The organism is Microcoleus sp. PH2017_28_MFU_U_A (assembly GCF_020738035.1).
GTDB lineage: Bacteria > Cyanobacteriota > Cyanobacteriia > Cyanobacteriales > Microcoleaceae > Microcoleus.
Genome location: NZ_JAEQCX010000025.1, coordinates 25887 through 47622 on the forward strand (window position 1 = coordinate 25887; position 21736 = coordinate 47622).

General features: G+C 45.7%; 14 protein-coding genes. 9 read left to right on the top strand and 5 right to left on the bottom strand.

The genetic code is table 11. The annotated features are described in order from the left end of the window. Nucleotides 1-255 precede the first annotated feature (255 nt). From JGK14_RS02265 to secA, 5 genes are all read left to right on the top strand, one after another. Nucleotides 256-1194: a ribonuclease Z gene (locus JGK14_RS02265; RefSeq protein WP_293211774.1), complete on the top strand. Its 939-nt coding sequence runs from the start codon at nucleotides 256-258 to the stop codon at nucleotides 1192-1194. A gap of 154 nt (nucleotides 1195-1348) precedes the next feature. After that, complete coding sequence (locus JGK14_RS02270; protein WP_293203051.1) at nucleotides 1349-1594, top strand: hypothetical protein; 246 nt, start codon at nucleotides 1349-1351, stop codon at nucleotides 1592-1594. Then, nucleotides 1587-2012, top strand: coding sequence for a retroviral-like aspartic protease (locus JGK14_RS02275; RefSeq protein ID WP_293190501.1), 426 nt, complete (start codon nucleotides 1587-1589; stop codon nucleotides 2010-2012). The genes JGK14_RS02270 and JGK14_RS02275 overlap by 8 nt, the downstream gene beginning before the upstream one ends. A 145-nt stretch (nucleotides 2013-2157) precedes the next feature. Next, on the top strand, nucleotides 2158-2415 hold the full coding sequence (locus JGK14_RS02280) for a hypothetical protein (RefSeq protein WP_293190502.1): 258 nt from the start codon (nucleotides 2158-2160) through the stop codon (nucleotides 2413-2415). Between the two features lie 494 nt (nucleotides 2416-2909). After that, entirely contained in the window at nucleotides 2910-5726 is a 2817-nt protein-coding gene (gene secA / locus JGK14_RS02285; RefSeq protein ID WP_325314719.1) for a preprotein translocase subunit SecA, read from the top strand. 239 nt (nucleotides 5727-5965) lie between these two features. Here secA and JGK14_RS02290 read toward each other — a convergent pair whose 3' ends face one another. After that, a complete protein-coding gene (locus JGK14_RS02290) occupies nucleotides 5966-6259 on the bottom strand; it encodes a DUF3288 family protein (protein ID WP_293184890.1) in 294 nt (97 codons plus the stop codon). A gap of 163 nt (nucleotides 6260-6422) precedes the next feature. Further along, a complete protein-coding gene (locus JGK14_RS02295; RefSeq protein WP_293184891.1) occupies nucleotides 6423-6971 on the bottom strand; it encodes a tetratricopeptide repeat protein in 549 nt (182 codons plus the stop codon). Nucleotides 6972-7249: 278 nt separating this feature from the next. Between JGK14_RS02295 and JGK14_RS02300 the strand changes: the two genes are divergently transcribed. Both JGK14_RS02300 and JGK14_RS02305 read left to right on the top strand, forming a co-directional pair. Continuing rightward, nucleotides 7250-7990 (top strand): SDR family oxidoreductase, encoded by a 741-nt coding sequence (locus JGK14_RS02300; protein WP_293206177.1) that lies wholly within the window; start codon nucleotides 7250-7252, stop codon nucleotides 7988-7990. 179 nt (nucleotides 7991-8169) lie between these two features. Continuing rightward, nucleotides 8170-9153, top strand: coding sequence for an NADPH:quinone reductase (locus JGK14_RS02305; RefSeq protein ID WP_293184893.1), 984 nt, complete (start codon nucleotides 8170-8172; stop codon nucleotides 9151-9153). Nucleotides 9154-9277: 124 nt separating this feature from the next. On the opposite strand, the gene JGK14_RS02310 is transcribed toward JGK14_RS02305, so the two are convergent. Together JGK14_RS02310 and JGK14_RS02315 are read right to left on the bottom strand one after the other, a co-directional pair. Beyond that, nucleotides 9278-11317 (bottom strand): protein kinase domain-containing protein, encoded by a 2040-nt coding sequence (locus tag JGK14_RS02310; protein ID WP_293229921.1) that lies wholly within the window; start codon nucleotides 11315-11317, stop codon nucleotides 9278-9280. 112 nt (nucleotides 11318-11429) lie between these two features. Next, nucleotides 11430-12746 (bottom strand): RNA-guided endonuclease InsQ/TnpB family protein, encoded by a 1317-nt coding sequence (locus JGK14_RS02315; RefSeq protein WP_293229924.1) that lies wholly within the window; start codon nucleotides 12744-12746, stop codon nucleotides 11430-11432. Nucleotides 12747-13295: 549 nt separating this feature from the next. On the opposite strand from JGK14_RS02315, the gene msrP reads away from it, so the two are divergent. Together msrP and JGK14_RS02325 are read left to right on the top strand one after the other, a co-directional pair. Then, nucleotides 13296-14279 (top strand): protein-methionine-sulfoxide reductase catalytic subunit MsrP, encoded by a 984-nt coding sequence (msrP, locus tag JGK14_RS02320; RefSeq protein ID WP_293196646.1) that lies wholly within the window; start codon nucleotides 13296-13298, stop codon nucleotides 14277-14279. A 150-nt stretch (nucleotides 14280-14429) separates the two neighbouring features. After that, nucleotides 14430-20612, top strand: coding sequence for an AAA family ATPase (locus tag JGK14_RS02325; protein WP_325314720.1), 6183 nt, complete (start codon nucleotides 14430-14432; stop codon nucleotides 20610-20612). A 122-nt stretch (nucleotides 20613-20734) separates the two neighbouring features. Here the strand turns inward: JGK14_RS02325 and miaA are convergent, their stop codons facing one another. After that, entirely contained in the window at nucleotides 20735-21646 is a 912-nt protein-coding gene (gene miaA / locus JGK14_RS02330) for a tRNA (adenosine(37)-N6)-dimethylallyltransferase MiaA (protein ID WP_293184899.1), read from the bottom strand. Nucleotides 21647-21736 lie beyond the last annotated feature (90 nt).

A 21736-nucleotide genomic window follows, 5' to 3' on the forward strand; every position in this document is an offset into this window, starting at 1 on the left:
TTCCTCCTGTGCTGTATGAGTTTGAGAATTTTTAAGAATTGGGGAAGGTTCGGGAAAAAGGAAGGAGAACGACAGAAAGAAAACGTTAGAATTAGGTTTGGCACTTTGTGCGCCGCAATGATTGGAACGACTAGATGCTCGCAGGAACAGCGATTTATCCCGGTTCCTGCCTGCGAATATTTCCTTTATGTCGGATTCGCCGCACCTGGATATTTGTAACATATTTTTTAACATTTAATTGAGGTGATTTAACTCTTGCAGATTACATTTCTCGGAACTAGCTCTGGCGTCCCCACGCGATCGCGCAACGTATCCAGCATCGCCCTGCGCTTGCCCCAGCGAGCGGAACTCTGGCTGTTTGACTGCGGCGAAGGAACCCAGCACCAATTCCTCCGTAGCGAGCTAAAAGTCAGCCAACTGAGCCGGATTTTCATCACTCACCTGCACGGCGACCACATTTTCGGCTTAATGGGTTTGCTGGCTAGCTGCGGTTTGGCGGGGAATGTCAAGCGCATCGATCTTTACGGGCCTCCGGGACTTGAAGAATATTTGCAAGCTGGCGTTCGCTATTCTCAAACTCATTTTTCTTACCCGGTGAAGGTGCACAAAAGTCACGAGGGAGTTGTCTATGAAGATGACGAATATATTGTTAGCTGCGCTCCTTTAAAGCATCGAGTTACTGCTTTTGGTTATCGAGTAACTGAGAAAGACCGTCCGGGACATTTCGATGTAGAAAAAGCGAAGGCTGTGGGTATTCCGTCGGGGCCAGTTTACGGTGAATTAAAACAAGGAAAGACGGTAAAATTATCGGACGGGCGACAGTTTAAAGGTAGTGATTTTTGCGGCCCGGATCAAGTCGGGCGGAAGTTTGTTTACTGTACAGACACGGTTTTTTGTGACAGCGCGGTGGACTTAGCAAAGGATGCCGATTTGTTAGTGCATGAAGCGACTTTTGCCCATCAAGATGCTCAAATGGCGTTCGATCGCCTGCATTCAACTTCGACGATGGCGGCTCAAGTAGCTTTGCTCGCTGGGGCGAAACAGTTGATCATGACGCATTTTAGCCCGCGCTATGCTCCCGGAAATGCGATCGTCCTGGATGACTTGCTCAAAGAAGCCCAGGCAATTTTTCCAAATACGAAAATGGCCTATGACTTTTTGACTTACGAAGTCCCCAGGCCTGTTGAAGAGTAGGGTTAATCTCACATCTTACACCATTCTCAAGAACAGGCAAGATGCCTGTTCCACAATCAAATTCATTCTTTGTGGAACAGGCATCTTGCCTGTTCAGGAATTAGGGATTCACACTGCTGTTGTGGAGTAGTTTAAATCTCAAGGGTGTGATAAAATGGAAAAACGAATTCAATGGCGTTTTATGTCAAATCTTGAATTATTAGCCCAACTTCAGCAATTGTCCCGCACTGATAAATTTCAAATAATGCTGTTTTTAATAGCAGAATTGGCGAAAGAAGAAGGAATTGTCATGGGCAATGAATCTGCTGAAATTATGTATTCCGTGCATACTTCTAATAGTGCAGCAGAGCAATTAATGCAGTTACTAGAAACAGAACAAAAACAAACTCAAAATGTTTAATGGTAGGCGATATTCTTTTCAACCTAAACGAGATGAGTCAGGTGTTTTAGCTGATGTTCCGTATCTGCCTTTAACACTAACTTATCAAAATCGTTCTGTTGAGGTTATGGGTTTACTGGATACAGGAGCTAGCGTAAATGTTTTGCCCTATAATGTTGGGGTGCAATTAGGGGCAATTTGGGAAGAGCAAAGATTTTCTGTTACTTTAGCGGGAAATTTAGCGAGTGCTGAAACGAAAGGGTTATTAGTCTTGGCAAAAATAGGGGACTTTGATCCAGTTCAGTTAGTTTTTGCCTGGAGTAGGGTGAATAATATTCCCATTCTTTTAGGGCGAACTAATTTTTTTACTGAGTTTGATGTTTGTTTTTATGGGTCACAATTAGCGTTTGAAGTGTCTCCTAAATTTAAGGATAGTTGAGATTATCAATTTTTTAAAATCCTGCGTTGCAGCCCGGTATAGACACTGGAAAATCCTAATTTTTTTTTTGATTCGATATTGACAGAAAAAAAAATATGCGGTAAATTATGAGATAAAATATACAATTATCACAATAGTTAGAGAAATGAAAAACGAGTTGATCGCTGGAATCGCTGCACTTGGTGGTTCGTCATTGGGTTCAATTACAATTGCCACTGTACCTATAGCCACTACTGCAACAGTGCCTGCTGCTGGTGTCGCAGGTTGGTTGGGCTTGACAACGACAGCAACAACTATTGTGGCTGCTCCTGTGACTCTCCCAGTTGCAGGAATTGTGGCAGCAGGGGCACTTTTAACCTACGGAGGTTATCAAGCTTATAAGTTCGTCAGTAAAACTGAGTAACCGTTTTGTTGAGTACAGGACTTACGCATCTATTGTCTGTCATTCCGATCCCGACCCGGAGTTTACTTGCAGAACGGAGTGAAGGGTTCTGCAAGTAAACTCCGGGAAGAATCTCGCTCGATTCTTCGCAGTCCTGAGCCTTGCGAAGGATTCAGAAGGACATAATTACAATGACTTCCCGTTGCTCTAAAATCTCCTCATCCGCCTTCGGGCTATACACCTAATCCACAAACTGCCCGCATAACGCCCTTACTCAATAGTTTGTGGAAATGATTTGCTGAATCAGCAAGGGACAAGAGAAGTCACTTCTTCAATCCCAAATCCCAAATCCCAAATCCCAAATCCCAAATCCCAAATCGCCCCCAAGGGCGCCTTCGACCGCCTAGGACGGCAAATGGTTGCTACAATCGGGGAAGGTAAACGTTGTGGCTGACACTACAGCCCCTAATTCTGCAAGCTACTAGCTAAATTATTAAAAATCTGCCTCTCCTGCCATGTTTAAAAATCTACTCGGCGACCCCAACGCTCGCAAACTGAGAAAATTTCAGCCTTGGGTAGCTGATATCAATATCTTGGAAGAAGACTTACGCGCCCTCTCAGACGACGACCTCAGAGGCAAAACAGCGGAGTTTAAAGAACGTCTGGCCAAAGCTAAATCTCTCAACGAAGAGAAAGAAATCCTCGATGAAATCTTGCCCGAAGCTTTTGCAGTGGTGCGGGAAGCGGGACAGCGAGTTTTGGGAATGCGCCACTTTGATGTCCAACTCCTCGGCGGCATCATCCTGCACAAAGGCCAAATTGCCGAAATGAAAACCGGTGAAGGCAAAACTCTAGTAGCGACGCTGCCGGCTTACCTCAACGCCCTCAACGGTAAAGGCGTGCACATCATCACCGTCAACGATTATCTCGCACGGCGGGACGCGGAATGGATGGGGCAGGTGCACCGCTTCCTGGGATTGACTGTGGGACTGATCCAGCAGGGCATGGATCAGGTGGAACGCAAGAAAAATTATAACTGCGATATTACCTACGCCACCAACAGCGAAGTGGGCTTTGACTATTTGCGCGATAACATGGCTACTGTCATGGAAGATGTGGTGCAGCGTCCTTTTAATTTCTGCGTGATTGACGAGGTTGACTCGGTGCTGATTGATGAGGCCAGAACACCTCTAATTATTTCGGGTCAGGTGGAACGCCCCAGCGAGAAGTACATCCGGGCGGCTGAGGTGGCTGCTTCCCTGAGAAAGGAAAATGAGGAACACTACGAGGTTGACGAAAAGGCGCGGAATGTGCTGTTGACCGATGAAGGGTTTGGCGAAGCTGAGGATTTGTTGGGAGTGAAGGACTTATACGATCCGGCTGACCCTTGGGCGCATTACATTTTTAATGCGATTAAGGCGAAGGAATTGTTTATTAAGGATATTAACTACATCGTCAATCTCGATCGCGAAGTGGTGATTGTCGATGAGTTTACAGGGCGGGTGATGCCGGGACGGCGCTGGAGTGACGGTTTGCACCAAGCCATCGAAGCCAAAGAACACGCGGAAATTCAGCCAGAAACTCAGACGCTGGCGACGATTACTTATCAAAATTTCTTTTTGCTGTATCCGAAGCTGTCGGGGATGACTGGGACGGCGAAGACTGAGGAAACCGAGTTTGAGAAGATTTACAGTCTGGAAGTGACGCTGATTCCGACTAACCGGATTCCCAGCCGTGGCGACCTTTCGGATATGGTTTACAAGGCAGAGGCCGGCAAGTGGAAGGCGATCGCCCAAGAATGCGCCGAAATGCACGAAATCGGTAGACCGGTGCTGGTGGGTACTACCAGTGTGGAAAAATCCGAGTTGCTGTCGCGGCTGCTTCGGGAACTCAAGATTCCTCACAATTTGCTGAATGCGAAACCGGAAAATGTGGAACGGGAGTCGGAAATTATCGCTCAAGCCGGACGCAAAGGCGCTGTGACGATCGCCACAAACATGGCCGGACGGGGTACCGACATCATTCTGGGCGGTAATTCTGAGTACATGGGACGCCTGAAGTTGCGCGAGTATTTGATGCCCCGGATCGTGCGCCCCGATGATGAAGACGGGTTTTCGCTGGTACAAGCGCCCGGTATGGGCGCCCGCCCCGCAGCTCAAGGTTTTGGTCAAACTGCTAAAAAAGTCAAGTCTTGGAAAGCTTCGGCGCAGATTTTCCCGACGCAGCTATCGAAAACTGCTGAGCAAATGCTCAAGGCGGCTGTGGAATTGGCGGTGAAGGAGTACGGGGAGCGATCGCTCTCGGAATTGCAAGCCGATGATATCGTGGCTGTAGCCTCGGAAAAAGCGCCGACCAAAGACATCGTAATTCAAAAATTGCGGGAAGCTTACAATCGTACTCGCAGCGAATACGATGCTTTTACCAGCACCGAACACGATGAAGTTGTGCAGTTGGGTGGCTTGCACGTTATCGGTACTGAACGCCACGAATCGCGCCGGATTGACAATCAGTTGCGCGGCCGCGCTGGACGCCAAGGAGACCCCGGTTCTACGCGGTTTTTCTTGAGTTTGGAAGACAATTTGCTGCGGATTTTCGGCGGCGAACGGGTGGGTACTTTGATGAATATGTTCGGTGTTGAGGCGGATATGCCGATCGAATCTGGAATGCTGACTCGATCGCTCGAAGGCGCTCAGAAAAAAGTCGAAACCTACTATTACGACATCCGCAAACAGGTGTTTGAATACGACGAAGTGATGAACAATCAGCGTCGAGCCATCTATGCGGAACGCCGCCGAGTCTTGGAAGGTTTGGACTCGAAGGAACAGGTAATCAAGTATGCCGAACAAACGATGGACGACATCGTGGGAGCATACATCAATCCCGATTTGCCTTCGGAAGAATGGGAACTCGACAAACTTGTCAGCAAGGTGAAGGAATTTGTTTATCTGTTAGCTGACATGACTCCGGATCAATTAGAAGATTTGTCAGTTGAGGAAATCAAAACTTTCCTCCACGAACAAGTCCGCAATGCTTACGACATGAAGGAAGCGGAAGTTAATGCCATCCGTGCCGATTTGATGCGAGATGCGGAACGGTTCTTTATCTTGCAGCAAATTGATACTTTGTGGCGGGAACACTTGCAGCAAATGGATGCTTTGCGCGAGTCTGTGGGATTGCGCGGTTACGGACAAAAAGACCCGCTGATCGAGTACAAAACGGAAGGTTACGAGCTGTTTTTGGACATGATGACGGATATCCGCCGCAACGTGGTTTATTCGCTGTTCCAGTTCCAGCCGCAGCCTGCAATGCCTGTTTCGGCTGAGATGGTTTAGAGGGATTTTGTCGGGACACAACAATGTTCGTTGGTGCCAAACAAACGTCAAACGCAGTCATAAACTGCTGTTTTGTGACTAGACCCGATCCCCCCTAGCCCCCCTTAGGTCGGGGGGGACAAGAAGCACTCAAAGTCCCCCTTTTTAAGGGGGATTTAGGGGGATCTAGACTAAGATAAGACGGCGGTTGAAACCGCGTCTACACAAACAAAACCCGCCTCCGCGGGTTGAAGACTGTATTAAGCCCAATCTTCTTGATCGCTTTTTTGTTTCCTGTAAACTTCACCATTAGCGTGAATTTTGCGGGTTTGTTCGTACAGAGTTTCTTCGGTATGATTCCATTGTTGCAGGGCTTTTTTTAAGTCTGCTTGGATATCTCTAGCGCCGGGAAATCCTTTATAGCGAATGATTAATCTTGCTAATTCTGATAAATTGTTGTCGGTTGGTTCTTTGCCTAATAAACTATCGACTGTGGCTCGATCGCGTTTGTATTGCGGGTGCTGTTGGTCTTGATTTTTTGTGTCTAAATCCATATTGTTTGTCCTGGTATATCTACTGAAATTTTGCTTGAACAATCTTATTTTATAATTTTTATAATAAAGAGAATGCTTTTTAACCGCAGAGGGCGCAGAGGGCGCAGAGTCAGAGAAAAGAGAGATTTAGAAGTTGTTTTGTTGCTCGTTTTTGGCTATTGATTTATGTGCCTGGTTTTTCTAAATTTGGCTGTAAGTTTAAAGCTTTTTGTTGATAAATTAAACCTTCATTGGTTCGCCCTTGCTGTTCTAATACTTTGCCTAAGTTCCAGTAAGCGGCTGCTAAGTCTGGCTGCATGGCGATCGCCTTTTGGTAGTATGTTATCGCTTCATCCAGCAAGCCTTGTTTGTAACACATACTGCCTAAGTTAACATAGGCTGCGACAAATCTAGGCTCGCATTCGATCGCCTTTGAGTACGCCCGCACCGCTGCGTCTGTCTTCCCTTGGGCTTGCAGGATATTCCCGAGAGTTTTGTAGGCGGGGGCGAAATTGGGTTGCTGGCGCAGGGTTTGGTAGCACTGGGCGATCGCCTCTACATATCTCTGTTGCGTATAATAAACTTCGGCTATCTTGCTGCGTGCCACCGCCACATCCGGTTCGAGTGCTAGTATTTTTTGGTATTGGGCGATCGCCTCCTCAAATTTTCCTGATTGCTGGAGTTTCTCGCCCGCTGACAAATACTGCTCTGTTAACTCGGAATTTACGGTCATATATTTTTAGTTTAACAGCCGAGTTTACTTTACCACAGGTGTTGGCTAGCAAGTGCAATTCCTACAGATATTCTGACTGTTTGAGATTTTAAATTTGTTTCTGTACCTGAATCTGAAACTACGCATGGGGGCTAGAAACCCGGTTTCTACGAATTTTGAATTGAGTTACGAGAAATCTCCGCAGAAACCCGATTTCTGAGGTCAGTCTGTATCGGCTTCCTAAAAAAATAGTATGATTGTTTAGAAGCAGCATCAACGCTAATTGGGGAGTAAATCTCATGGCATCACTAGCAGGAAAGGTTGCAATTGTGACTGGTGCATCGCGGGGAATTGGACGCGCGATCGCCCTCCGATTATCCCAAGAAGGCGCATCGGTTGTCGTCAACTACGCCAGAGGAACAGAAGCCGCTCAAGAGGTTGTATCCGCGATCGCACTCTCAGGCGGCACAGCATTAGCCGTACAAGCCGATGTCAGCAAAACCGCAGAAATTCGCGATTTGTTCGATCGCACTCTCGAAACCTATTCACAAATCGATATTTTAGTCAACAATGCGGGAGTAATTCTTTACAAACCTGTAGCAGAAGTTACCGAAGCAGAGTTTGATAATCTGTTTGCAGTTAACGTCAAAGGCACATTTTTTGCTTGTCAAGAAGCTGCTAAACGCATGGCAGATGGAGGCAGAATTGTCAACTTTTCTAGTTCGACAACGGCGATAATGATGCCAACTTACGGGGCTTACGTGGCGACAAAAGGCGCGGTGGAACAGCTAACTCGATCGCTGGCGAAGGAATTGGGCGATCGGCAAATTACAGTCAATGTCATTTCTCCGGGCCCCACGGATACAGAACTTTTCACTGTCGGCAAAACCCCCGAACAAATTCAAAGATTTACGCAAATGACTGCTTTCGGAAGACTCGGAAAAGTTGAAGATATTGCCGATGTGACGGCGTTTGTGTGCAGTGAAGAAGCCCGATGGATTACCGGACAAAATATCCGCGTTAACGGCGGAAGTGCTTGATTCAGTTGACAGTTGACAGTTGACAGTTGACAGCACTTGACAAAGGAAGGAAGAGGATTGGAGTAATGAATATTTTTTTTTATTTCTTCCAAAAAAGGTTCCGGCTTTAAAGCAATTATTTGTGATAAAGTAACGCGGGGCGGAGCGATCGAGATTGAAAACATCAGGAGAAAAAAACCGTGAAAGCTGCTTACTACGAACAACTCGGCAACGCGAAAGATGTCCTCAAAATTGGCGAAATCGATGTTCCAGAATTGGGCGCAAATGATGTGCTGGTTAAAGTACGCGCATCCGGAATTAACCCATCCGATGTTAAGCAGCGCAGCGGTTGGGGCGGACTCACAATGCGATACCCGCGAGTCATTCCCCACAACGACGGTGCGGGCATAATTGAAGCAGCAGGAGAAGGCGTGCCACAGTCTCGAATTGGGGAACGTGTTTGGATTTATGAAGCCACTTTGCCCCGCCAGTTTGGTACGGCGGCGGAGTATGTTGTTGTTCCCAGCGAACAAGCGGTTTTTCTACCGGAAAATACAGATTTTGCAGCGGGTGCTTGTTTGGGAGTTCCGGCTATGACTGCACACCATTGTGTTTTTAAAGATGGTGCTGTTACTGGGAAAATTGTATTGGTTGCGGGCGGGGCGGGCGCTGTTGGTAATTATGCGATCCAATTGGCAAAATGGGGTGGCGCGACGGTTATTTCGACGGTAAGTTCTGCGGAAAAAGCAGAAATTGCTAAAACTGCGGGAGCTGATTATATTGTTAATTATAAAGCTGAAGATGTGGTGGCGCGGATTAAGGAAATTGCGGGCGGTAAAGGGGTCGATCGCATAATTGAAGTTGATTTTGCCGGAAATCTGGAAATTAATCTCAAAGCGATCGCCCGTAACGGCACGATCGCCACCTATGCTTCTGATTCAAATGCAACGCCTCAAATTCCTGTGTACTCGTTAATTTACAAAAATCTTACCGTTCATTACGTCCTAGTTTATGCTATGGACAAAGCAGCGCACCAACAAGCGGCGGCAGATATTACGACTTGTCTGAAAGCTGGAGTTTTGCGACACGTTATTGCTGGGCGCTTTGGTTTAGACGAGATTGCGGCCGCTCATGAATTGCAGGAAAGCGGTAGTGCGATCGGCAATTTGGTTTTATTGAGGTAGATTTTTAGGCACGTAGTTGCGCTGTCTTCGCTCTTCGATTTGTTCAAAAGCGCTAAGAAAGAGCGCTTAAGCGCAACTACATACCTTGATTTAATTCGATCGCACCGAGAATCGATCGCCACAATCAAGGAGACAGTTGCCACACCTTGATCGTGTCGTCATAACTGCCGCTGATCAGAGTTTTGTCCTGAGGATTAAAAGCCAATTCCACCCAAGTAGAATGACCTTTCAGCGTGCCTTGCTCCCCGCCATCCATCGCCCACAGCTTGATAGTTCCGCTCAAATCGCTGCTGGCTAGCGTCGCCCCGTCGGGACTGAAAGCTACAGACTGAATTCGATCGGTATGACCGGCAAAAGTCACCTCACCGGACGGTTCGGGCCCGTGATCCGTGGTGATATCCCAAATCCTCACGGTATTGTCCCAGCCGCCGCTGCCCAAAATTGTACCGTCGGGGCTGATCGTAAGCGCCGAAACAGCATCAACATGACCAGTCAGAGTGGCTTGGAATGCCCCTGTTTTCCAATTCCACATCTCGATCCTACCGTCGCCTTTGCCAGCAAACAAAGTGTCTTTATAGGCACTGAAAGCTACCGAATGCACTTCGTCGGTTATCCCTTTGAGTGTTTGCAACTCGGCCCCGCCTTCGACTTGCCACAACTTCAAAGCATTATCTTTGCCTACACTGGCGAGGGCTTTGCCGTCGGGACTGAACACCACCGAGAACACGCCGTCTGTGTGTCCGTCCAATGTCCGAATTAACTGGCCAGAATAGAAATTCCACAGTTTAATCGTACCGTCAGCGCCACCGCTGGCGATCGTCCTGCCATCGGGACTCACTGCCACTGACCACACGGGCCCCAAATGTGCCGCCAAAACCTTGAGCACTTTACCGTGACGCTTGTGCAGCAGGTGAATTGTCCCATCGTTGTTGCCACTAACTATCACGCGGCCGTTGGGAGTGACTGCTACCGCCCACACCGGATTTTTGTCTTGCTCTGTCAAAGTCCGCACTGCGGGGTGTGACAGCGATGGCTCGCTGCTGAAATTCTGCATGGGGGGCGGGTCGAACCGAATGTCGGGAATGCTAGAAACAGGCTCATTGGAAGTGAAAGCCTCCGATACCGGAGATGGCAAGCGAGAACCGAGCACCAATGAAATCAGAGCAACTGCGGCTCCCCCCCACATAGCTAAAGTCCACTTGGGTTTGCTGACAATCACCTCTATCGGTGTCGGGCCGTATTTCATGTCTGTGAGAATTGCTTCGATCGATCGATAGCGTTTTGATGGTTCTCGCTCCACCATTTTATCCAGGATGCGGCCGAGTCTGGCCGAAACTGGTACTTTCAAATAATCCCTCCAGGCCCAAGCGTCGGCTTTGATGTCAAACAAATCAAAGGGCGACATTCCCGTTAACAAGTGAATGCAGGTGACGCCCAAACTGTAGATGTCGCTGCTCTTAATTGCTTCACCTTTAATTTGTTCCGGCGCCGCGTATTCGGCAGAACCCGTCACTGTTTCTGTTTTCAGCGGCCCGCTGTTGGCAGGAATTGCGGAGCCGAAATCGACTAAAACTAGCCCGGATTCCTCCTCCCAAGAATCCAGATGCTCTTTCCCGACTATTGCTGCCGACGTTTGGGAAGATTTGCGGTGAACAATATTGGACGGTTTGATATCTCGGTGAATCAGTTGATTTTCGTGGACAAATTCCAGCACTGGTAACAACTCGCTCAGCAGATACCAAATGTGAATTTCTTTAAAAACGCCTTTTTCCGAAAGCCGATCGGCTAAATTGCGCCCTTCAATGTATTCTTGCACTAAATACTGGCAGCCTTCGACTTCAAAAGATGCCAGCAGTTTCGGTATTTGCTGGTGTTTGCCCAACTTGTCGAGAACTGAGGCAGAACCCAAAAATGTCCGGTTGAACTGGTTTTGACCGTCGGCGATTGACGGCATGGGGCCGCAGAACTGTTGAATGACGCAGCGGGGTTGCGCTGGTTGGTCTTCATCGGCTGCTAGGAAGGTGCGGCAAGCGATACTTTGACCGAGGGTGTGAAAGACTCGGTAGCGCCCTTTGAGCAGCAAGTTCGACTCGCAATTTGTGCAGGCTGTCGCGCGATCGAGATTTTTGGGATTCTGGCAATTGGGATTTATGCAGTAACTCATTTGTCTTGCCGCTGGAGACCCCCGTCCGATTTAAAGGGAGGAGTGGGGGAGGAAAGCGGGGCGGTGCGTGCCGCTTCCTGTGGACAAATTAAATAATGTCAACTACCCAGCATCAAGCGGAGTACCGCACGAGATGTGGGCTTGTATCTGAGCTCCACCGCAATTCCGAGAATCTCTGGAGAATCTCAGCTTTAGTTTCACAGCCCGACACATCAGGGGATGCTGACACGCTCCCCGTACTCGTCCAGTCTTGCCGAACAAGCAACGTTCTCATGGCAATATTTCGCGCACCTACCAAGTCAGCATGAAGCTCGTGTCCGCAACATTCACAACGAAACAATAGTCCTTTCTTCGGTCTATTATCTGTCGAAGTATGCCCGCATTTCGGACAACTTTGCGAAGTATAATGCGCTGGCACTTTAGTAGCCAAAGAACCATTCAGATTAGCTTTGTAGTCAATATAGCCATGCAATTCGGCAAAAGACCATTTAGCTTTGTTCCGATTAGCTTTCCGCTGTTTTTTGCTCGCCTTTTTGCCAGACTTAGACTTGGTTCTCTCCCGGATTCCGGTCAAGTTTTCCAGCCCGATCAAACTGTTAGGCTTAGCAATTTCCTTGCTAATTTGGTGGTTCACGTCAGCGATAAACCGTCTTTCTCTTCCTGACAAAGCGATTAATCTGCGCTTTGCCGAGCGAGTGCCTTTACGCTGAAGAGTTTGTCTAGCCTTGTGATAGCGGTTAGCTTTATGCCTAGCATTTTTCCCTGAATAGAACTTCGACTTATTTTGCAAGTCTGTTTCTACCGCAAGGTAGCGCATCCCCACATCTACACCAGAAACTCTAGTCATTTTCAATGGGTCAATTTCCGGGGCTGCTACTTCAATACTCACCATTAAATAGTAAGTCTTGGAAGAGCGCTGATAAACAATCTTTGCCGCCCCAATCTTGGCACCGCCGGCAATCAATGCCAAGTGCTTGTTATAGCCGTCATACGAAACTACAACTCGACCTTGTAGGGTGATAATACTTACACGTTGCTCGGCCTTAAAGGAGTAGTCACGCTGATAGTTCAAGGTGCAGGTTCTAGAAACATACTTAGGAACTTTGTCTAGTCCTTTGTATCGTTTCTTGGTGTATCCTTTGGCAATAGCATCGTTAGATTGCTTGACTTTAGTCCAGAGGGTTTTGTAGGTTGCCGACACTTGTCTTGGTACGTTGCAAGCCATCTGAGCACCGAGTCCAAATCGAGATCGCAATTCGTTATAGACTGCTTTTTGCAACCTAAGACCATTACTGGTTTTGCCTGCATCAAAAGCAATTTGTGAAGTATAATTCAAGGCATCACGATAAGCCAAAGTAGTCATCGATACCAAAGCTTTTTGTTCGGCGTTCAAGTTTAACTTTAGTTTGGCAGTGATTACTTGGGGCATTATTCTTCACAAACTCTGATAAGATTGTATCTCGTGAACACAGAAGATGCAAGTAGTGATGCAAAATAATTTACACAGTGAGTCGGCCGCCCCTCACCTTCCGGCGTCTAAAGCTATCGTTTTGGTTCGGGGCGGATCTCTTCACTCACGCGCATTCCTCCCCACGCTCACCTGGAAGTAGAACCCGGGACTCCTGCTCATTTAGTTGAATAAGTCGATCGCACCGAACTTGATTGCTCGGCTGGACTCGCTGTCAACGAATTACGGTATACTGTCATTGTAGATCCAGTAATTGCGGCAAGGGAGTCAATTTCAAATTTCAAATCAACTGAAAAATTGAAATCTTGGCAACTTTCGCCAAACTAACTACTAACTTTTAACTATTACGAAGAATAATGGTTTAAAGCCTCCTCCTAAACGGGGGAAATAAAACCAAATTATTCACTGTTTCAATCCTCTTCCTTTTATGGAGAGGTAGCCCTCAAGCGGTCAACTGTCAACTGTCAACTGTCAACTGTCAACTGTCAACTGTCAACTGTCAACTGAACTATGCCCTTAATTCGCGTTCCCAAACCTTGGGAAATTTCCAACTCACAAATTACCTCAGAAACAGCCTTTCTCAACCGCCGCCGTTTCATGACCAATTTAATCGGCGCCGGCGTCACTGCTTCGCTGCTACCACTGACAGGCTGTCAAAGCAATACAGGCTCAAAAACTGCTCTGGATAAAGGCTCAACCCAAGCCTACGCTGGATTGACCCGGAATCCTACCTTTGCGAAAGTCGATCGGGCAATTACCGACGAAGCCCTAGCTACCAAATATAACAACTTTTACGAATACGGAGGCACAAAATCTATTTGGCAAGCCGCCCAAGCTTTACCAACCGAAAACTGGAAAGTAGAAGTAACTGGTTTAGTCAAAAATCCCCGCACCTACGATATAGACGACCTCCAGAAAAAATTCCCCATCGAAGAACGAGTTTATCGATTTCGCTGCGTAGAAGCCTGGTCGATGGTAGTTCCTTGGGTCGGATTTCCCATGAAATTACTCATGGCTGATGTCGAACCGCAATCGAATGCTAAATTTGTTCGCTTCACCTCATTTTACGATTCCAAAATCACTCCCGGCCCCGGTTTAATGTCCCAATTTTATCCCTGGCCTTACACCGAAGGTATGCGAATCGAGGAAATGGCCAACGATTTAGCATTTTTTGCCACAGGGCTGTACGGGCGGCGGCTACCCAAGCAAAATGGGGCGCCCCTGCGGCAGGTGATTCCGTGGAAATACGGTTTTAAGGGCGCAAAGTCGATCGTTAAAATTGAATTTGTCGAAAAACAGCCCGCCACTTTTTGGAATACCATCGGCCCCAACGAATACGCATTTGAAGCCAATGTCGAACCCGACAAACCGCACCCCAGATGGTCGCAAGCCAGCGAACGGGTAGTCGGGCCCGGTAACAGTTGGTCGTGGGAAACTCGCCCAACTTTGCCCTATAACGGTTACGGCGAATATGTCGCAAGTCTTTACAGTTAGAAAAATTTCACACTCAGATAAGACGTACGGTTGAAACCGCGCCGACTCTTCAACCCGCGCACCATCCGGGTTTTGCCTTTACAGACGCGGTTGAAACCGCCCAGTCTTATTCTAAGTTAATTTCCAGTTAATAAAAAAGGAAAATATGCAATGCTTGAAATTCCCGGCATTCAAACATTAAATAAAATACACGAAAATTCTATTTCAACAGTTTATCGAGGTATTAGAGAACAAAATCAACAGCCAATTATTCTCAAACTGCTCAACGAAGACTATCCAACTCCCGGCGAAATAGTCCGCTACCGACAGGAATACAAAATTCTTCAAATCCTCAACCTGCCAGGAGTCATCAAAGCTTACGACTTACAAAAATATCGCAACACTCTCCTTCTAATCTTAGAAGATTTTGGCGGTTTCTCATTGAAACAAATGCAGGAACAGCAAAGCTTTAGCCTGTTTGAATTTCTCAATATCGGCATTCAAGCCGCCGCAATATTAGGACAAATTCACGCAGCAAACATCATCCACAAAGACATCAACCCCGGCAACATTATTCTCAACCCAGCCACAGGAAAAATCCAAATTATTGACTTCGGAATTTCCACCCTGTTAACCCGCGAAACTCCTACCATAAAAAATCCCAATATTTTAGAAGGAACTTTAGCCTACATTTCACCAGAACAAACAGGGAGAATGAACCGTTCTCTAGATTACCGTACAGATTTTTATTCCCTCGGCATTACTTTTTACGAACTGCTAACCAACCAATTGCCTTTTGAGACCAAAGATGCAATGGAATTGGTACACTGTCACATTGCAAAACAGCCATTGCCCATCAACAAAATCAATCCACAAATTCCTCCGGCTGTGTCAGCAATAGTCATGAAACTTTTAGAAAAAACTGCTGAAAACCGTTACCAAAGTGTTTGGGGAATTCAAGCAGACTTAGAAGAATGTCTGCGTCAATTACAGACAACAGGAACTATTTTAGAGTTTGCTTTAGCTAAAGAAGATATTTCCGATCGATTTCAAATCCCTCAAAAACTATACGGGCGGGCGGCGCCAGTCCAGGCTTTGCTAGCAGCATTCGAGCGAGTTGCGAACCCACAACATAGTTTTTCTGGAAGCGAAATGATGCTAGTTGCCGGTTATTCGGGCATGGGGAAATCATCGCTGGTACAAGAAATTTACAAACCAATTACTGAAAAACGCGGCTATTTTATTTCCGGCAAATTTGACCAATTTCAGCGCGATATTCCCTATTCAGGGATTATTAGCGCTTTCTCGGGATTGGCGCGACAACTGCTAACCGAAAGTTCCGCAAAACTCGATGAGTGGCGCACTAAACTTTTAATTGCATTGGGTGCAAACGGTCAAGTAATTATTGAGGTAATTCCCGAAATAGAATTAATTATCGGCAAACAGCCCCAGGTAGCAGAGTTGAGACCAAATGAAGCGCAAATTCGTTTCTATTTTGTGTTTGAAAAATTTATTCGCGTGTTTTGTTCGGCGGAACATCCACTGGTAATTTTTCTTGACGATTTACAGTGGGTAGATGCAGCTACTCTCAATTTAATTCAATTGATGGTAGTGGATAGTGATACACAATATTTATTGCTGATTGGAGCCTATCGAGACAATGAAGTTAGCGCCCATCATCCCTTAATGATTACTGTGGATGAAATGCAAAAAGAAGGCGCTACAATTGATTTTATTTATTTAGCTAATTTAACCATCCAAGATGTTAGTAATTTAATAGCTGACACTGTGCATAGCGATGCTATGTCTGTGCAATCTTTGGCTGACTTGGTGTTATGCAAAACTAATGGAAATCCGTTTTTTGTCAATCAATTTCTCAAAATGCTGCATTCTGAGAAATTGATTAATTTTAGTTTTCTGGAATCTTCCGAGCTATCGATTCGGGAACCAAAGGCTCTAAAAAATAGAGGTTGTGGAGGATTTTGGCAGTGGGATATTGCTCAAATTGAAGCAAGGGATATCACTGATAATGTGGTTGATTTGATGGTAAAAAAAATAAAAATATTGCCGGAAATAACTCAAAATATTTTGCGTTTCGCAGCTTGTGCTGGGGCATCTTTTGACTTAACTACTTTATCAAAAATTTGTGAAAGATCTCCGGATTTGGTGTTCTCAGATTTGAAGCCCGCACTGGAAGCTGGTTTGATTTTTCCGGTGTCTGAGTTGGATATTGAACTGTTGTTTGAAGAGTACAAGTTTTTGCACGATCGCGTCCAACAAGCTGCTTATGCTTTGATTGACGAAGGGCAGAAAAAAGCGGTTCATTTGCAAATCGGTCGCTTGTTATTGGATAATAGCGATGGTGAAGATTTGTCGGAGGAGCTTTTTGAAATTGTCGATCAGTTAAATCTGGCGGCAGGAAAGGCGATAGGGGCGATAGAAATGGCGACAGCAGGGGAGCTGCCCTTGGCGATCGATCGCACGGAAAGAGATAAAATTGCCAAACTCAATCTTTTGGCTGGGAAAAAAGCCAAAGCTGCTACAGCTTATGCGGCTGCTGTCAAGTATGTCTGTTTTGGGATCGAACTTTTGGCTGCGGATAGCTGGGAAACTGAATATAATTTGACGCGAGAGTTGTACCTGGAAGCTGCGGAATTGAATTATCTGATTGGCAATTTCGAGCAATCGCAATTTTTGATTCATTCGGCACTATCGCAGTTGCAATTGGCGGTGGAAAAAGCGGAATTTTTCGATCGCCTAATTACGCTGCATACCATGTTGGGGGAATACGAGGAAGCTATTAAATTTGGGCGCCAGGGCTTGCGTTTGTTGGGGGTTGAGTTGCCCCAAAAGCAGTTGCAGCAAGCTTGCAAAGCCGAATTTGCTGAAGCAACAGCGCAATTGGGCGATCGGGCAATTGGTGCTTTGCTGCACGTACCGGAAATGAAGATTTCGGAAAAAAGAACCGCGATGAAACTTCTGGATAAAATTATTCCCGCGAGTTTATTTTCCAATCCGATACTTTACCAATTAGTTGTTACAAAATCTGTCAATCTTTCTCTGAAATACGGCCCGGTGCCGGAATCATCTTACAGCTATGCTTGCTACGGCTTGGTTTTGTCGGCTGCGATGGCTGATTATCGCTCGGGATACGAGTTTGGGATGTTAGCTCTCAATTTGAGCGATCGCTTTCACGATTTGACGCAAAAATGCAAGGCATCGGAAATGCTTGTCGCTCATTTAAATCACTGGATACAGCCTCTGAAACTGTCGGATTCGATTAGCCATAATGGCTATCAAGCTGGCTTAGAATCCGGCGAATTGCAATTTGCAGGTTACATTCAGCTTTACAAATTGATGTATTCTATCCCCCAGGGCAAAAATCTCGAATCTCTGCGTGTAGAAGTGTGGAATTTTTTGCTATTTAACTTTAAAACTAACAATCAAATTGCTACTGATTACTTACTAGGCTGTCAGATAGCTTTGTTTAATTTACTGGGAGAAACTTCTAATTGTGAGGTATTTTCTAATGGCGAAATTAGCGAAGGACAATATTTAGAGCGGTGTGCCGATCGCGGCAGTTTTTTGGCAATCTGCGGCTATCAAATTTTGAAATGCCAGGTTTTGTATTTGTACGGAGAGTATGCAGCAGCTTTCAGCTATGCTGTGGAAGCTGAGAAAAAATTGAGTTTGGCGATCGGCACAATTATTGTAGCCGAACATAATTTTTATTATTCTCTAATTTTAACTGCGCTTTACCCGCAAGCTTCCAAGGGCGATCGCCAAAAATATCTGAGAAAGCTCAAAGCCAACCAAAAACAGATGAAAATCTGGGCTGATAGCTGTCCGGAGACCTTTGAGCATAAATACTTATTGGTAGCTGGGGAGATGGCGCGGATTGTGGGTAAGGAGATGGAGGCGATCGATTTGTACGATCGATCGATTACTTCAGCCAGAGACGGCTATTTTATCCAAAATGAAGCATTAGCCGCAGAATTAGCAGCCAATTTCTGGCTGAGCAAAGGTAAAGCAGAATTTGCCGAAATTTACCTAAAAAAAGCGCACTACAACTATCTAATTTGGGGCGCCAAACGCAAACAAGAAAAGTTAGAAGCAACTCACCCAAAATTATTAATAAAATCCACATCAGAAACTCAATTTCATGATGCCAGTACAGTAACTATAGCCAGCCAATTAAACACCCCTGGCTTAGGAAGTTCAGCTTTAGATTTGGCTGCGGTAGTGAAAGCCAGCCAAGCCATTTCTGGCGAAATACTCTTGGATAAGTTGCTGGCTTCTTTGATGAAAATACTGATTGAAAATGCCGGAGCACAACGAGGCTATTTAATTTTCCATTCCCCCTCAGATTCTGCCAACAACAATTCCGGGGAATTGCTAATCGAAGCTGCGGGTGCGATCGATTCGGAGAGTATTGCGGTATTGCAGTCAATTTCTATAGATAATAACCTACCAGTATCGATTGTTAATTATGTTGCCCGTACAGGAGAGACAGTAGTTTTAAGCCAAGCATTTGCCAGCAAAAATTTTAACAGCGACCCCTATATCAAACAGCATCAAAACAAATCAATATTGTGCGCGCCACTCCTGAACCAAGGTCAACTTATCGGCATAATTTACTTAGAAAACAACCTGATTGCTGGAGCATTTACATCAGACAGATTAGAACTGCTGAAAGTCTTATCGGCTTCGGCAGCCATCTCCATTGAAAATGCCAGACTTTATACTAATCTAGCAGATTCCAACCGCACCTTAGAAACAAAAGTAGAAGAACGCACATCGGAGCTCGCTCTTGCCAAGAAAAAAGCCGAAGTAGCCAACGAAGCGAAGAGCAGTTTTTTAGCCAACATGAGCCACGAATTGCGCTCTCCCCTCAACGCCATCCTCGGCTTTTCTCAAATCATGCTCCGCAGCCAAAATCTACCCAAAGAGCATCAAGATAATGTCGCAATTATTACTCGCAGCGGCGACCATTTACTAACTTTAATCAACCAGGTTTTAGATTTATCAAAGATTGAAGCTGGTCGGACTATTCTCAACTATAAAAATTTTGATTTGTATCAATTTATGGACGATCTAGAAGATATGTTCCATATCAAATCTGACGACAAACAATTGCAATTAGTAGTAGAATACAGCCCTGATGTTCCCAGATACGTGCGCACAGATGAAGTCAAATTGCGACAAGTTTTAATAAATTTGATCGGTAACGCTCTCAAATTTACTCAAGAAGGAGGAGTTGCAGTAAAAGTTAATCTCAAACCAGAAGCAAGCAGTCTAAAGCCCGCTAAAACTGTTAATATTGTGGAGAATAGCGAAAATTCAAATATTCCAGCAAATCAGAGTCTTGAAAAATGTAGTAAAATTAGCCCACTACAAAATCCTAACGATTTAGATTCTGGATCTTCGTACTTCCTGATTTTTGCAATCTCCGACACTGGGCCAGGTGTCGCCGCCGATGAATTAGATAGTCTTTTTGAAGCTTTTGTGCAAACCCAAACTGGTAAAAACTCCCAAGAAGGAACTGGTTTGGGACTGCCAATCAGCCGCAATTTTGTAGAGTTAATGGGTGGCAAGATGAGTGTCTATTCAGAATTGGGAGTGGGAACAACTTTTGTATTCGATACTAAAATTAGTGCGATCGATCCCAGGGAAATAGAAGGCAAAAAGACGGCGCTACAAGTGATTTGCCTCGCACCGAATCAACCTAGGTATCGCATTTTGATTGTTGATGACAAACCCAGCAATAATTTGCTGCTACTCAAACTGCTTTCTCCCCTCGGTTTTGAACTAAAAGAAGCTTGTAACGGCCAAGAAGCTGTTGAGATTTGGAATGATTGGGAACCGCATTTAATTTTAATGGATATGAGAATGCCCGTGATGGACGGGTACGAAGCTACAAAACAAATCAAAGGTACTCTTAAAGGTCAAGCTACTGCAATTATTGCTGTAACTGCTAGTGTTTTAGAAGAAGAAAGAGCGGTTGTTTCTTCGGCAGGATGCGATGATTTTATCCGCAAACCGTTCCGGGAAGCAGATATATTTGATGCGCTTCAAAAACATATTGGGGTGAATTTTATCTATGAGGAACCTGCTAGCAACAAGGATTTGACGAAACTGGATATCCAAGCTGCTTTGAGTCGGTCAGCTTTGGCGAATTTGCCTGCTAAATTGTTGGCTGATTTATTGGCAGCTTCCAGCCTCAGTGATATGGCTAAAGTTGATAGTTGCATAGAGCAAATCCGCAAGCTTGATGAATCTGTGGCTGAGGCTTTAGCTTTTTTGGCAAATGATTTTGATTATATTCAAATAGTTTCTTTAATTGAAACTTATTAGGTTTGATCGTTCGGAATTCAGTCCTTTCTTTTCTGCGGACTAAAGTCCTCACTACGAACCTTTGTTATTAGGTTCGATCGTTCGGAATTCAGTCCTTTCTTTTCTGCGGACTAAAGTCCTCACTACGAACCTTTGACCAGAAAATTTTGTATTCTTTGCCAAACTCGTTCCAGTAAATCAGGTACGCTAACATCAAACCATTCAATTTCAGGATATGCTCTAAACCATGTCCGCTGTCTCTTGGCAAATTGCCTCGTGTGCAAAATTGTTAATTCTTTAGCTTCCTCAAGCGTAATGTCGCCAGCTAAATATCGTTTGATTTCCTGATATCCCAGGGTGTTCAACAATGGTAAGTCGCAGCCGTATTTTTTGCACAAATATTCTACTTCAGCCAGCCAACCGCGTTCTAACATTTGTTCGGTGCGCTGTTGGATGCGATCGCCCAAAACATCCATCTCGCAGTCCAACCCAATCTGTAGAATCGGATAATTGGGAGGATTTTCGCCTTGCTGTTCGGAAATAGAGCGCCCGGTGACATAAAATACTTCCAGTGCCCGTAAGGTTCTGAATGAATCGTTGAGGTGAATTTTCTCGGCGGCCGGGCGATCGACCTGCTGCAACATCGCATAACATTGAGATTGGCCCAGATCCGCAAGTTGCGATCGCAATTCGGGCATCGGCGCTACCCTAGGCATTTTCAAACCCTTGACAATCGATTTGATATATAAGCCTGTCCCTCCCACCAACAACAGCGGAGGAGAAACGGGAAAATCGACATCAGCAATTATTTTTTGAGCTTGCTGCTGGTATTCTGCGAGTGTTAGAGTTTCTGTCGGCTCGCAAATGTCAATTAAGTGATGCGGTACAGAAGCGCGATCGCTCTTTGTCGGTTTTGCCGTTCCGATGTCAAATTCGCGGTACACTTGACGGGAGTCTGCGCTCAAGATCGAAGATTTCAGTCGATCGGCAACTTCCACAGCCACTCCAGACTTCCCCGTCGCCGTCGCCCCGCAAATTGTAATCAATCTAAACATAAGCCGTCGCACACTTAAAAAACATATTGCATTTCCCAAGAAAAACCCTCAAATCCTATCCCAGGCTCTATTCATCCCTACTTTCCCTTC

What these genes read in the sequence shown, in the direction of transcription:
- JGK14_RS02270 (WP_293203051.1), top strand. Translation starts at nt 1,349, where the DNA reads ATGGAAAAACGAATTCAATGGCGTTTTATGTCAAATCTTGAATTATTA.
- JGK14_RS02275 (WP_293190501.1), top strand. Translation starts at nt 1,587, where the DNA reads ATGTTTAATGGTAGGCGATATTCTTTTCAACCTAAACGAGATGAGTCA.
- JGK14_RS02280 (WP_293190502.1), top strand. Translation starts at nt 2,158, where the DNA reads ATGAAAAACGAGTTGATCGCTGGAATCGCTGCACTTGGTGGTTCGTCA.
- secA (WP_325314719.1), top strand. Translation starts at nt 2,910, where the DNA reads ATGTTTAAAAATCTACTCGGCGACCCCAACGCTCGCAAACTGAGAAAA.
- JGK14_RS02290 (WP_293184890.1), bottom strand. Translation starts at nt 6,259, where the DNA reads ATGGATTTAGACACAAAAAATCAAGACCAACAGCACCCGCAATACAAA.
- JGK14_RS02295 (WP_293184891.1), bottom strand. Translation starts at nt 6,971, where the DNA reads ATGACCGTAAATTCCGAGTTAACAGAGCAGTATTTGTCAGCGGGCGAG.
- JGK14_RS02300 (WP_293206177.1), top strand. Translation starts at nt 7,250, where the DNA reads ATGGCATCACTAGCAGGAAAGGTTGCAATTGTGACTGGTGCATCGCGG.
- JGK14_RS02310 (WP_293229921.1), bottom strand. Translation starts at nt 11,317, where the DNA reads ATGAGTTACTGCATAAATCCCAATTGCCAGAATCCCAAAAATCTCGAT.
- JGK14_RS02315 (WP_293229924.1), bottom strand. Translation starts at nt 12,746, where the DNA reads ATGCCCCAAGTAATCACTGCCAAACTAAAGTTAAACTTGAACGCCGAA.
- msrP (WP_293196646.1), top strand. Translation starts at nt 13,296, where the DNA reads ATGCCCTTAATTCGCGTTCCCAAACCTTGGGAAATTTCCAACTCACAA.
- JGK14_RS02325 (WP_325314720.1), top strand. Translation starts at nt 14,430, where the DNA reads ATGCTTGAAATTCCCGGCATTCAAACATTAAATAAAATACACGAAAAT.
- miaA (WP_293184899.1), bottom strand. Translation starts at nt 21,646, where the DNA reads ATGTTTAGATTGATTACAATTTGCGGGGCGACGGCGACGGGGAAGTCT.